Source organism: Arthrobacter sp. Br18 (genome assembly GCF_000520555.1).
Lineage (GTDB): Bacteria > Actinomycetota > Actinomycetes > Actinomycetales > Micrococcaceae > Arthrobacter_D.
Genome location: NZ_KI914850.1, coordinates 1 through 12,849, shown reverse-complemented (window position 1 = coordinate 12,849; position 12,849 = coordinate 1). Strand labels below are relative to the sequence as shown.

Annotated in this window: 12 protein-coding genes; 4 read left to right on the top strand and 8 right to left on the bottom strand. The window is 68.3% G+C overall.

Annotated elements, in window-relative coordinates; genetic code table 11:
- Positions 1–119: 119 nt before the first annotated feature.
- On the bottom strand, positions 120–1,808 hold the full coding sequence (locus tag Y704_RS0104865) for a glycerol-3-phosphate dehydrogenase/oxidase (RefSeq protein ID WP_253904231.1): 1,689 nt from the start codon (positions 1,806–1,808) through the stop codon (positions 120–122).
- Between the two features lie 256 nt (positions 1,809–2,064).
- On the opposite strand from Y704_RS0104865, the gene Y704_RS19055 reads away from it, so the two are divergent.
- The 4 genes from Y704_RS19055 (at position 2,065) to Y704_RS0104845 (ending at position 6,111) form a co-directional block, all read left to right on the top strand.
- The gene (locus tag Y704_RS19055; protein WP_035771658.1) at positions 2,065–2,973 is read left to right on the top strand and encodes a sugar-binding transcriptional regulator; all 909 of its coding nucleotides are present in this window, start codon (positions 2,065–2,067) and stop codon (positions 2,971–2,973) included.
- Positions 2,974–3,071: 98 nt separating this feature from the next.
- The gene (locus tag Y704_RS0104855) at positions 3,072–3,902 is read left to right on the top strand and encodes an aldo/keto reductase (RefSeq protein WP_026549277.1); all 831 of its coding nucleotides are present in this window, start codon (positions 3,072–3,074) and stop codon (positions 3,900–3,902) included.
- A 2-nt stretch (positions 3,903–3,904) separates the two neighbouring features.
- Entirely contained in the window at positions 3,905–5,041 is a 1,137-nt protein-coding gene (locus tag Y704_RS19050) for an alpha/beta fold hydrolase (protein ID WP_253904229.1), read from the top strand.
- Entirely contained in the window at positions 5,038–6,111 is a 1,074-nt protein-coding gene (locus Y704_RS0104845) for a glycosyltransferase family 4 protein (RefSeq protein WP_026549276.1), read from the top strand. Before Y704_RS19050 ends, Y704_RS0104845 begins: the two co-directional genes overlap by 4 nt.
- Positions 6,112–6,138: 27 nt before the next feature.
- Here the strand turns inward: Y704_RS0104845 and Y704_RS0104840 are convergent, their stop codons facing one another.
- The 7 genes from Y704_RS0104840 to pyrF form a co-directional block, all read right to left on the bottom strand.
- The gene (locus Y704_RS0104840; RefSeq protein ID WP_026549275.1) at positions 6,139–8,250 is read right to left on the bottom strand and encodes a primosomal protein N'; all 2,112 of its coding nucleotides are present in this window, start codon (positions 8,248–8,250) and stop codon (positions 6,139–6,141) included.
- Positions 8,251–8,286: 36 nt separating this feature from the next.
- Positions 8,287–9,501, bottom strand: coding sequence for a methionine adenosyltransferase (metK, locus tag Y704_RS0104835; protein ID WP_026549274.1), 1,215 nt, complete (start codon positions 9,499–9,501; stop codon positions 8,287–8,289).
- Positions 9,502–9,576: 75 nt separating this feature from the next.
- Positions 9,577–10,797 carry a bifunctional phosphopantothenoylcysteine decarboxylase/phosphopantothenate--cysteine ligase CoaBC gene (coaBC, locus tag Y704_RS0104830; RefSeq protein ID WP_026549273.1) on the bottom strand — a complete coding sequence of 407 codons (1,221 nt, stop codon included), beginning with the start codon at positions 10,795–10,797 and terminating at the stop codon, positions 9,577–9,579.
- A 34-nt stretch (positions 10,798–10,831) separates the two neighbouring features.
- Positions 10,832–11,092 (bottom strand): DNA-directed RNA polymerase subunit omega, encoded by a 261-nt coding sequence (rpoZ, locus tag Y704_RS0104825; protein ID WP_026549272.1) that lies wholly within the window; start codon positions 11,090–11,092, stop codon positions 10,832–10,834.
- Between the two features lie 43 nt (positions 11,093–11,135).
- The gene (gene gmk, locus Y704_RS0104820) at positions 11,136–11,705 is read right to left on the bottom strand and encodes a guanylate kinase (protein WP_026549271.1); all 570 of its coding nucleotides are present in this window, start codon (positions 11,703–11,705) and stop codon (positions 11,136–11,138) included.
- A 10-nt stretch (positions 11,706–11,715) separates the two neighbouring features.
- Positions 11,716–12,054 (bottom strand): integration host factor, actinobacterial type, encoded by a 339-nt coding sequence (gene mihF / locus Y704_RS0104815; protein WP_026549270.1) that lies wholly within the window; start codon positions 12,052–12,054, stop codon positions 11,716–11,718.
- A gap of 99 nt (positions 12,055–12,153) precedes the next feature.
- Positions 12,154–12,849, bottom strand: a 696-nt coding sequence (gene pyrF, locus Y704_RS19045; protein ID WP_035771657.1) for an orotidine-5'-phosphate decarboxylase, incomplete at its 5' end; no start/stop codon positions are given.

Here is a 12,849-nt window from a genome sequence, read left to right as displayed (position 1 = left end):
CTATTCATTTATTGACGGTGCCGCCGCCTCGACGGCCCCGTTGGTTCCCCCCGGCAACCACTGCCGATGGCATTGCCCCCGCCGGGTGTTCCGGCAGGGCGACCGTGCGGGGCAGTGCCCTACACGGCCAAACTTTTCACCTGCACACGGTGCCGCTCCGCGAGGATCGACTCAGCACCGCGAATCTGCCCTGCGGTCTCTGTTTCATCCCAGCCGAGGAGCGGCGCCAGTGCCTGCGCGAGTTCGGTGAGCAACTCGGAAGTCACCAGCCCGCGGAAAGCGAGTGAGGTGCGCCGGATCAGGATGTCGACCAGGTGACCGATCTGCTCATGCTCCACCATGTACGCCACCTCGCGTCCGCTGAGTTCCCTGGTCGCATTAAACAGCCTTTCGGGCTTTTCGGCGAGGAAATCGAGAACTTCGCCGGCCCGGGTTCCGTAGCGCGTCAGCAGAACACGGACCCGCTCCTCGTCGAAGCCCGGCCGGAGCGCGTTCCGGATCCATTCGCGCTCCTCGGCCCCGCTGCGCGGGAAGTCCTTTCCGCCGCCGATCGGCATACCCGCAGTGGACTGCACCCGTGCCTTCCCGAGCGCGGCGAGTGCGTCGTTGGCGAGATGTTCGGACAGGGCGCGGAAAGTGGTCCATTTGCCGCCGACGAGGCTGAGCGTGGTGATCTCGCGCTCCCCTTGCGTCTCCTTGCGCCGCTCGATCCGGTAGTCGCGGGACACGAAGCCGGGTTGTGTGTCGTCGTGGCGGGGAAGCGGCCGCACGCCGGAGAAGCTGTACGCGATGTCCTCCTGCGAGACCACGATGTCAGGGAAGACATGCCCGATCAGTTCGAAGAAGTACCCGATCTCCTCCTCGGTGCACACCGCTGGCGTTTCCGGACCGGTGTCGATGTCCGTGGTGCCGACGAGAACGCGGTCGCCCATCGGATAGATGAGGACGATCCGTCCGTCGACGTGCTCGAAGAAGATCTCGGTGCCGTTGCATGCCTGGAGCAGTTCCGGGTGGTCCAGCACGATGTGCGAGCCCTTGGTGCCGCCCATGAAGGAGCTTGCCGCTCCGAGCACCGAATTGGTGCCGTCGACCCAGGCGCCGGTGGCATTGATGACGACGTCGGCGGTGAAGGTGAAGCTCTCGCCGGTCAGTTCGTCACGGAGCAGGATGCCGTCCCCGCCGGATCCCACCGCGCTCACATAATTGGTGGCCCGGGCCTCCGGGTTGGCGAGCTGACCATCCCGCAGGACGTCCAGGGTCAGCCGCTCGGGGTTGTGGACCGAGGCGTCGTAGTAGGTTGCCGCGTACTTCACGTCCTTGCGGAGCTGGGGCATCGCGGCGAGCGCCTTCTTCCTTCCCACGAACGAGTGCCGGGGCACGGTCCCGCCGTCACGGGAGAAGAAGTCGTACAGGGTCAGGCCTGCCTTGATGAGGAACGCGCCGCGCTCGACCTGCTTGCCCTGCCGGTGCGTCAGGAAGCGCATCGGCGCTGAGAGGATCCCGGAAAAGGTGGTGTAGATGGGGATGGTGGTCTGGAGTGGCTTGACATAGTGCGGAGCGAGATTCAGGAGCGCATTGCGCTCGATGACGGATTCGCGGACGAGGCGGAATTCGCCGTTCTCAAGGTAGCGGATCCCGCCGTGGATCATGTGGGACGACGCCCCTGATGCACCCTGGCAGTAGTCGCCGCGCTCCACGAGTGCAACATCGACGCCCTGCAGTGCGAGGTCCCGGAAAGTCCCGACCCCATTGATACCGCCTCCGATGATGAGCACCGACGCGCGGGGGTTGTCCCTGAGCCGCTGCACCCCGAGGCGAAGCGGGATAGGTGTGCCATTCGCGCTGGTGCGGTCGGCGGAATTCCTCAAGGTACTTCTCCATAACTTCAAAATGCGGTTGGCTGTCCGCCCATTCTTCTGACCGGTGGGAATAACAGTCAACCGAATTGCACAAACGTGCACGGGTGCGGAGACTTGAGCAATGACAGCCAACGACGGCGCTACCCGCCCCCCAGGATCCAACGCTCCGGGATACCGCTCACGAGATGCCCTCCGCGCAGCGCAGATGTACTACCTGCAGGACCTCACCATGAACGCGGTCGCCCGGGAACTCGGAACGTCGCGATCCACCGTCTCACGGCTCCTGTCGATGGCGAGGGAGACGGGACTCGTGCAGATCCAGGTCAACAACCCGTCGGAACGGGCGCCCGCCCTCGAGCGGCACATCCGCCGCCGGTTCGGCGTCGAGGCGCATGTTGTTCCCGTCGCGGATACGGTGAATGATTCCGAAGCCCTGGAGCGCGTCGCCATCCAGGCCGCACGCACCATCGGTCCGCTCGTCGACTCGAACGCCATCATCGGAGTGGCCTGGGGCTCCACCCTGAGTGCGGTGAGCCACCACCTGACCCGGAAGATCACGCATGACAGTGCGATCGTCCAGCTGAACGGAGCAGGGAATACGCAGACGACCGGAATCACCTACGCCAGCGAGATCCTGCGCCGGTTCGGTCAGGCGTACGGTGCGCGCGTGGAGCAGTTTCCCGTCCCCGCCTTCTTCGACCATGCCGACACCAAGAAGGCCATGTGGAATGAGCGCAGTGTGCGCCGCATCCTCGACCTGCAGCACCGCATGACCATGGCGATCTTCGGCGTCGGCTCGATGGGCGCAGGCATCCCGAGCCATGTGTACAGCGGCGGTTATCTTGACGGCGGAGACCTCGAGCAGCTCGAGCGGGATCACGTGGTCGGCGACATCGCCACGATGTTCTTCCGCGCGGATGGATCCCACTCCGACATCCAGCTCAACGCGCGCAGTACCGGGCCGGACCTCACCCGCCTGAAGAACGTCCAGCGACGCATCTGCGTGGTGTCGGGGGAATCGAAGATTCACGGGCTCCGTGGAGCGCTCGCCGCCGGACTGGCAACCGACCTGATCCTCGATGAGGGGTCGGCCCGGCGGTTGGTCCATTCCTGAGCGGACCCGGACGTGTCCCTACGCTGCGTCCCCGCCCGCAGCTGTCCGTTGACGGCAGGCGCCCATCGCCGGTGACTGCTTCTCGGTAGAGTTCCCCTATGCAACGTGCGCCGAAAATCCACCTCAACAACGGCGCCACCATCGACGCCGTCGGCTACGGCGTCTACAAAGTGCCGCCGGACGAGACGGCCAGGCTCTGCACGGCGGCGATCCACGCCGGCTACCGAACCCTGGACACGGCGGCGCTCTACGGGAACGAGGAGGGCATCGGGCAGGCCGTCCGGGATGCAGCGGACACCATCGCGCGCTCCGAGCTCTTCGTCACCACGAAGGTCTGGAACAGCGACCACGGCTACGACGCGACACTGCGCGCCTTCGAGGAATCCCTGCGCCGGCTCGGGCTCGACTATGTCGACCTGTACCTTATCCACTGGCCGTGCCCGAAGCGTTCCCTGTATCTGGAAACCTACCGGGCGCTCGAGCAGCTATATATCGAGGGCCGCGTCCGCGGGATCGGTGTGTCGAACTTCCAGCAGGCCCACCTCGAGCGGCTCCTCGACGCAGCAGCAGTCGTGCCGGCCCTCAACCAGGTGGAACTCCACCCGTACCTGCGGCAGCACGCTCTGCGCGCCTTCCACGAATCCCACGCGATCGCAACCCAGGCCTGGAGTCCGCTGGGACGGGGTGCCGTCCTCGAAGACGAGGTCATCCGGGGCATCGCCGCCGAGTGCCGGCGCACGCCGGCCCAGGTGATCCTGCGGTGGCACTACGACACGGGCAACCTCACGATCCCGAAAGCCAGCAGCACCGAACGCATCGCGGCGAACCTCGACATCTTCGACTTCGAACTCGGAGCCGGACACACCGCAGCCATTGCACGGCTGGACCGCGACCAGCGGTTCGGCTCCCATCCGGACACGGTGAACTGACGGTGCTGCAACGCCTGATCGCCCGGCCCGTGCGACGGGCGAGCCACCATGCCGCCGGTAGCGCTCCCGCAGCCGCCGGGGCCGGCAACGCCGACCACACCATCCGCACGGACCGGCCCTCCATCGTCCGCACCATCCTTTGGGAAGGCTCCCTCCAGCACTACTGGGATTTTCATCCGGCCCCCGACCCGGGAACGGCAAGGACGCCGGACGCCGCCCCGGTGATCTTCATGGTCCACGGATTCCGGGGGGATCACCATGGGCTCCTCCGGATCGTCCAGGCCCTCCCCGCGCACCGGATCATCGTTCCGGACCTGCCGGGCTTCGGACAGTCCGGGCAACTCGACGGCCCCCACACCACCGAGGCCTACTCGCGCTTTGTCGAACACAGCCTGAAGGTGCTCGGACTCGGGCCCGCCACAGTGCTCCTCGGCCATTCGTTCGGCTCGATCATTGCCGCCGATTTCGCCGCACGGCGGGCCGGCAGCATCGCGGCCCTCGTGCTGGTCAACCCCATCTGCGCTCCCGCCCTCGAGGGGCCCAGCCGGCTCGCCTCCAAGGCTGCCGAGCTCTACTACGTTGCAGCGGCACGCCTGCCCGAAACCGCCGGCCGGGCCCTCCTCGCCAATCCACTGATCGTGCGCCTCATGAGCATATATCTGGCCAAGACGCAGATCCCCGGCCTGCGCCGCTACATCCACGGGCAGCATGCGGCGTACTTCAGCGCGTTCGCCTCACGGCGCGTGGTCCTCGAGGCGTTCCGCGCCTCCATCTCGGGCACGGTCCGGGACGTTGCTGCGGACCTCCGGATGCCGGTGCTCCTGATTGCCGCCGAGCTCGACGACATCGGTTCCCTCGAAGGCCAGCGCCGGCTCGCGGACGTGATCCCCTCCGCCACCCTGTCGATAATTCCCGGCGTCGGGCACCTCATCCACTACGAGAAACCCGTGGAAGCAGCACACCTCATCACCAGTTTCCTCGCCACAGGACCGGCCCGTGAGCTGATTGCCGAGCGGACCGCTGCACCCGCCGTGGAAACGTCCCCAAGCCCCTCGGCGGCATCGTCCCCAAGCCTGCCGGCAGCACCGTCCTCGGCGGCGCCGATCCCGGCGGCATCGTCCTTGAAGGCGGCGCAGTGAGGATCGTCTTCGACGCCCGGTTCACCCGCACCGACCATCATGACGGCATCAGCCGCTACGGCGCGAGCCTCATCGCCGCCGTCGCCGCATCCGCGGACGTGACGATGCTCATTTCCGACGAGCGGCAGCTCGCCCTGCTGCCCGATGTCCCGCATGTCCTGGTGGGAAGCCCGCTCTCCCCCGCCGAAGTTCTCATCGCGCGGACCGTGAACCGGTTGGCGCCCGACGTCGTTGTCTGCCCCATGCAGACCATGGGTTCCTGGGGACGGAAGTACGCCCTCATCCTGACGCTGCACGATCTCATCTACTACCAGAACCGCACCCCGCCGTCGTTCCTGCCCCTGCCCGTGCGCGCGCTGTGGCGGCTCTACCACCTGGCGTACTGGCCGCAGCGGCTGCTCCTGAACCGCGCCGACGTCGTGGCGACCATCTCGGACACCACGGCGTCGCTCATGGCCCGCCACCGCCTGACGCGGCGTCCGGTGCGCGTGATCGGAAACGCGCCGCAGGAGTCTGCCGTCCCCAGGCCGCCGGATGGGGAGCCGGAGAAGTCCCTGCTCTACATGGGATCATTTATGCCGTACAAGAATGTGGAGACCGTGATCGCGGGAATGGCCGGGCTCGAGGGCTACACCCTGCACCTCCTGAGCCACATCCAACCCGGCCGGAGGGCAGACCTTGAGTCGGTCATCCCACCGGAAGCCGCCGTCGTCTTCCACGACGGGGTGAGTGACGATGAGTACAGCGCCCTCCTCACCAGGACGACGGCGCTCGTGACGCTATCGAGAGCGGAGGGCTACGGCCTGCCGGTAATCGAGGCGATGGCGGCCGGCACGCCGGTGATCGCGGCGGACACACCGATCTTCAGGGAGGTGGGCGGCAGCGCCGCGCTCTTCGTCGACCCGGACGATCCTGCGGCCTTCACGGCCGCGGTCCTGACACTGGATTCCACCGACCGCTGGACCCGCGCCGCAGCCGAGGGTCTTGCACAGGCCGCAACCTACAGCTGGGAGCGTTCAGCCCGGCAGCTCCTCGACGCCGCCGAGGAAGCCGTCCGCCTGCACCGGTGACGGTGACTCCAGCAGCGTGGATCGGCCTCAGAGGATGTCGACGGCGTCACAGCGGATGTGCACCGGCTCACTCGTGCGCCTGGCGGAAAGCTCCATGCGCCGAGCACGCAACTGGGCCACGGCGGCGGCCGCGTTACGGTAGGTGAAGAACACCAGCAGCCGGTGCCCGCCGGTTGCCGCCGGGCCCGAATCCGTCTCCACGGGGCGCCCGGCCGCCGGCGGGACCGGAACCGGCCCCACCCGGCGCACGAAGAGCTGCACGTCGATACCCTCCAGGAATGCAGCGAGACTCTCCCTGCTGCCCGTCAGCGCCGCGTACCGCACGGACGGCGGCAGGCCCAGTTCCTGCCGGAGTGCCAGCTCCCTCGATGCGGCCCCCCGCGGGTCCCAGCGGACCAGGTGGCCGATCGTGGCGTCGTCGTCACCGGTGGCCACCACGAGCCCGCCCTGGTCGGCCGGGCGGGCGAGGACCGCTGCCGTGAACCATTTCCGCAGCGCGTCCTCGCCTGCCCGCAGTGATTCGCGGCTCAGCAGCGCCGTGCCGTCCAGGAGGATCACCGCCGCGTACCCGTTGGCTGCGAGCGGCTCGGCGCCCGGCGTGGCGACGACGACGGCGGGCGCATCCGGCACGGTGTCGACGATGTGTTCACCTGCCGAGGACACGACGGCAACACCTGGAAACGCCCGCCCCAGTTCCTCGGCCGTGCGCGTGGCACCCGACACCGTGGCGCGGATCTGGCCGCTGCCGCAGTGCGGGCAGCGCCAGGAAGAATCCGGACGACCGCACCATCTGCAGGACAGCGGGCCGAAGCGGCTCTGCTGGGCCAGCGGGCCCGTGCAGGCGCTGCACCGCGCAGGGTTCCTGCACTGCTCGCACGCTGTCGCGGGGGAGAATCCGGTCCGGGCCACCTGCAGCAGCACCGGGCCTCTTTTCAGTCCATCCTGGGCGGCCTTCCACGCGGCGTGGGGGATGCGGGCCTGCGCGGCGAGGGGGTCCCGCTCCACCTGGAAGGCGTCGGTGGCGTGCTGCACGCGCGGGGTGCTGCGCCGTACCTCCGGGCGTCCGGGGTGGATGGATCTCGCCCACCCTGCATCGACCAGCCGGTGAGCCTCCGTGCTGCGCGCCACGGAGGCCAGGAGCACTGCCGCATTTTCCTGTTCAGCACGCAGCAGCACCACGTCGCGCACGTGGTGGTAGGGGGCGCGCTGCTCGAGGTGGAGATCGTCGCCGTCGTCCCACAGGCAGATGAGGCCGAGATCCCGCACGGGGGCGTAGGCCGCGGACCGTGTGCCGACCGCCACGCGCGCCTGCCCGTGGAGCAGCCTCAGGAAGTTGCGGTAGCGCGGCGTCGGGCCGTCCTCGCCGGTGAGCCGTGCCACCGAGTCCGACCCGAGGCGTGCCACGAGCGCCGCTTCCACGCGGGCGAGGTCGCGCTGGTCCGGAACGACGACGACGGCGCCGCGGCCGGAGGACACCGCCGCGGCGACGGCGTCGGCCAGTTCTTCCGGCCAGGCGCGCGGCCCGTACCCGCCTACCGACGTGAGGACCGCGCGCGGTGACTCCCCCGCGGCCAGGTGCAGGAGGAACGCCGCGCCGTTCTCATAGCGGGGAAAGCTGCCCGACCCAGGCCCGGGAGCCTGCGGTACCGTCCCTGCACCGGGTGCGGCACTGCCGCCGTCGGCTGCTGTGTCGGGGCCGAACTCCTGGTCGACCCGGGCGGCCCGCGGCGGGAGAGCCAGACGCAGGACGTCACTGACCATCCCCGCGGAGCGCGCGGCAACGGCTCGCGCCAGCGAGAGGATTTCAGGAGTCAGGACCGGCTGACCGGATACCACCGCGCCCAGCGGGTGCAGGGTGGCACTGGTGGACGAGTCAGCGCACCGGTGCGCCACGTACCCCGTGTGCTCCCGCCCCGCGAAGCGCACCTTGACGCGCACACCGGGCTGCGCGGCGGCGTCCAGGTCCGCCGGGACGAAGTAGTCGAACAGCCGGTCCAGGTGCGGGAGCGGCGAGTCGAGGATGACCTGCGCGATCGGATCGTTCGCCGCTGCACCGGGCACACCCCGCGGAAGTTTCGGAGTCCCGAAACCGTGCAGCAGGGACAGCTGCAGCCCTCCGGCGTCGGCGGTGCCGCTCATGGGGTGCTCACTGGATGCTCCGCAACGGCCGGCCGGTCAAGCGTTGAAGTAGCTCCGGAGCTTGTCGACACGGTCGGTCAGCTCCCAGTTGAACCCCTCGTCCTCGCGCCCGAAGTGTCCGTGCGCCGCCGTCTTCTGATAGATCGGCCGCTTGAGATCGAGCGCGTTGATGATGCCGAGGGGACGAAGGTCGAACAGCTCCCGGACCGCGGTGCCGATCGCCACGGGATCCACCGTCTCGGTGCCGAAGGTCTCCACATAGATTCCCACGGGCTGGGCCATGCCGATCGCATAGGCGATCTGGATCTCCGCGCGGCGGGCGAGCCCGGCTGCCACCACGTTCTTCGCTACCCAGCGCATGGCGTATGCGGCCGACCGGTCCACCTTCGAGGGATCCTTGCCGCTGAAGGCGCCGCCGCCGTGGCGTGCCATCCCGCCGTAGGTGTCCACGATGATTTTCCGGCCGGTGAGGCCCGCATCCCCGACGGGACCGCCGATCACGAATTCACCGCCGGGGTTGAGGATGTGCCGCACCGTTGAGGTGTCGAGCTCGGTGGTTCGCAGGACGGGTTCGATGACGTGGGTGACCAGATCCGCACGCAGCTGCCCGAGGGGGACTCCTGCCGCGTGCTGGGAGGAGATGACGATCGAGTCGACCGACACGGGGATGTCGCCGTCGTAGCCGATGGTGACCTGGGTCTTTCCGTCGGGACGCAGGTACGGCAGGGTGCCGTTCTTCCGCACGGCGGTGAGCCGCTCGGACAGGCGGTGTGACAGCCAGATGGGAGTGGGCATCAGGACGGACGTCTCGTCGCTGGCGTACCCGAACATGATGCCCTGGTCCCCCGCGCCCTGGGCGTCGTACGGGTCGGCTCCGGTGCCCTCGCGGGTCTCGAGCGATGTGAAGACACCCGACGCGATTTCCGGGGATTGCTGGCCGATCGAGACCGACACTCCGCAGCGCGCGCCGTCGAATCCGTTGGCGGAGGAATCGTAGCCGATCCCCAGGATGGTCTGCCGGACGATTTCCGGGATCTCGACATAGGCCTCCGTGGTCACCTCGCCCGCCACATGGACGAGTCCGGTGGTGACGAGGGTCTCGACGGCAACACGGGAGTCGGGGTCCTGCTTCAGCAGCCCGTCGAGGATGGCGTCACTGATCTGGTCGCAGATCTTGTCGGGGTGGCCCTCGGTCACGGATTCGGAGGTGAAAAGCCGCAGGGCGGGGGTTTTGGGCGTCGCTGGATTCACGTGCCCACTCTACTTGCTTGCGGGATCGGTTCCAGGCGGCGATGCGCACCGCAGCCGACTGTTACGGCGGCGGGCTCACCCGGCGAGGGCCTCCGCCACCCGCGTCACGACGGCGTCGGCAACCTCGCGCTTCGACCCGCTCACCGTCACCGGCTCGCTGCCGTCGGCACCGAGGATCGTGACGGCCGTTTCGTCCTTCCCGAACACCCGGCCCTGCCCGACGTCGTTGAGCACCAGGAGGTCGCAGCCCTTCCGCAGCAGCTTGGCGCGGGCGTGGGTCAGGGGATCCCCGTCCGCATCACCGGTCTCGGCAGCGAATCCCACGATGACGCCAGGCCCTCCGCCGGTCCGGCGCAGCTCAACTGCTTCCCGCAGGATGTCAGGATTCCGGATCAGGGTGATGACGGGGTCGGCGCCGTCGTCGTTCTTCTTGATTTTCGTCCCCGTCACCTCGGCCGGCCGGAAGTCGGCGACTGCCGCGGCCATGATCAGGATGTCGGAGGTTGGCAGCGCCGCTAGCACTGCGGACCTCAGCTCACGTGCGGTTCCCGCACGGGTCACCTGCAGGCCCGCGGGCACCGGTACCTCAAGGTGGGCGGCGATCAGGTGCACATGCGCGCCGGCAGCGGCGGCTGCCTGGGCCAGTGCGATCCCCTGCTTTCCGGAGGACCGGTTGCCGAGGAACCGTACCGGGTCGAGCGGTTCCTGGGTGCCGCCCGCAGTGACCGTCACGGTCCGCCCTGCGAGTTCACCGCCGATCGGAACCTGCGCGACGTCGTAGGCCTTCAGCGCCGCGGCGAGAATTTCGGCTGGTTCGGGGAGCCGCCCGGGGCCTGAATCGGCGCCGGTCAGCCGGCCCGACGCCGGTTCCATCACCGTTACGCCGCGGGACCGCAGCATCGCGACGTTCGCCTGGGTTGCCGGGTGGCGCCACATCTCCGTGTGCATCGCCGGGGCGAAGAATACCGGGCCGGTGGCCATCAGCAGGGTGCCGGTGAGCAGGTCGTTCGCAAGCCCTGCGGCAGCACGCGCCAGCACGTCGGCGGTCGCGGGGGCGATGATGATGAGCTCGGCTTCCTGGCCGAGACGCACGTGGTTGACCCTGTCGACGTCGTCCCACACGCTGTTGCTGACCGGGTTGCCGGAGAGCGCCTCCCACGTGGCGGTCCCGACGAAGCGGGTTGCCGCCTCCGTCGGGATGACGTTCACGCAGTGGCCCGCCTCGGTGAGCAAACGGAGGAGGGACGCAACCTTGTAGGCCGCGATCCCTCCTCCAACGCCGAGGACTATCCGCACTGGCGTCCCTGCTGCCGGTTCTGCTTCGCCGGTTCTACTCCGCCGGATCCAGGGGTGCCGAGACGAGCATGCCCTCGTTGATTTCGCGCAGCGCGATCGACAGGGGCTTTTCGTTCAGCCTGGTGTCCACGAGGGGGCCGACGTACTCGAACAGGCCCTCGTGCAGCTGAGAGTAGTAGGCGTTGATCTGGCGCGCGCGCTTTGCACCGTAAATCACCAGGGCATACTTCGAGTCGGAAACCTCAAGGAGCGAGTCGATCGACGGGTTGATGATGCCTTCAGGCTGAGTTGACACAAAATCTCCAAAAAATAGCTGTTACCCGCCTCTGACCTGCGCTTCAACGCTGGTGAGGGCGTAGTCCCATCAATGAAACGAGCTCGTCCGCCGCATGCTCGACACTGTCGTTGACCACGGTGTGGTCGAATTCAGGTTCGGCGGCAAGTTCCAGTTTAGCGGTTTCCAGACGCCGGCGTTGTTCATCGGGCGTTTCGGTGCCCCGGCCCACGAGTCGGCGGACCATTTCATCCCAGGTCGGCGGTGCGAGGAAGACGAAATTCGCCTCGGGCATGCTCTCCTTGACCTGCCGCGCGCCCTGCAGATCGATCTCCAGAAGAACGGCCCTGCCCTCGTCCATGGCCTCCTGCACGGTGCGCCGCAATGTCCCGTAGCGGTTGCGGCCGTGGACGACCGCCCACTCGAGGAGCTGGCCGTCCCTTGCGAGGGCGTCGAACTCCTCCGCCGACACGAAGAAGTAGTGCAGCCCGTCCACTTCGCCGGGCCGTGGCGGCCGGGTGGTGGCCGACACCGAAAGCCACACCTCCGGATAGGTGTCCCGGATGTAGGTGGACACTGTTCCCTTACCGACGGCCGTCGGGCCGGCCAGGACTGTCAGTCGTGGCTGCGTCACGAAAAGTTCCTTACTTACTGGCCGGGCCAGGATGCTGTTGGTCGAGATGGTTGACCAGCGCTTTGCGCTGGTGGATGCCGAGCCCGCGCACGCGGCGTGTCGCGGCGATCCCGACGTCGTTCATGATGGCCACGGCACGCACGTCGCCCACCCCGGGCAGTGCCTTGAGGAGGTCGAGGACCTTCAGGCGCCCGACGGCGTCGTCACCGGAACTGCTGGCGATGACCTCCGCGACTGTCACTTTACCCGTTTTGAGCCGCAGTTTGAGTTCCGCCCGCACGGCACGTGCCGCGGCCGCCTTCTCCCGTGCCTGCAACCGTTCGGAGTCGGTGAGGGGCTTGAGGGTCACGGGTGCTCCCTGCACTACGCGGATCTCCGGTGGGCACCGCAGGACCGCTGGTCGGGTGGAATGGGCCTGGACTGAACCTATCGGTTCGGGTTTCCCAAATCAATCTGCAGCCGGCAGGGTTTCGAGCTCCCGCGCGGCGTCCCTGGCAGCGGACCGCAGTGCAGTGGCCGAGGGGCCCGCGGCCAGTACAGCACGGCTCGACGTCGGCACCACCAGGGGGAGCGCCGCGCCGAAAGTAGCGGCGAGGTCGCGGGCGCCGGCTCCTTGTGCACCGACGCCGGGGGCCAGGATCGGGCCGTTCAGGGCGACGAGGTCCAGGCCGAGGAAGTCCACGGCGGAGCCTGCCGTCGCTCCCACCACGAGTCCCACCGAACCGGGCACCCTTCGGGAACCCGGAACAGCACGGTTTCCCGGAAGGACGGCATTCTCCGCCGCCGCCGCCCGGGTGACCGCAAGGGCCACCGACGCGGCTCCGCCGACGTGCTGCACCGACGCGCCCTCGGGGTTGGACGTGAGCGCAAGGATGAAGGTACCGCGTCCGGTGGAGCGGGCGAGGTCGAGGGCCGGGCGCAGGGACTCGAACCCCAGGTAGGGGTTGAGTGTCACCGCGTCCGCGGCGAGCGGCGATCCCTCGGCGAGCCACGCCTCGGCGTACGCCGTCATGGTGGAGCCGATGTCGCCACGCTTGGCGTCGGCGATGGTGAGCGTGCCCTGCTCGGCGGCACGCGCCAGCACCGTCTCGAGGACCGCGATCCCCCGCGAGCCGTGCCTCTCGTACAGGGCGACCTGCGGCTT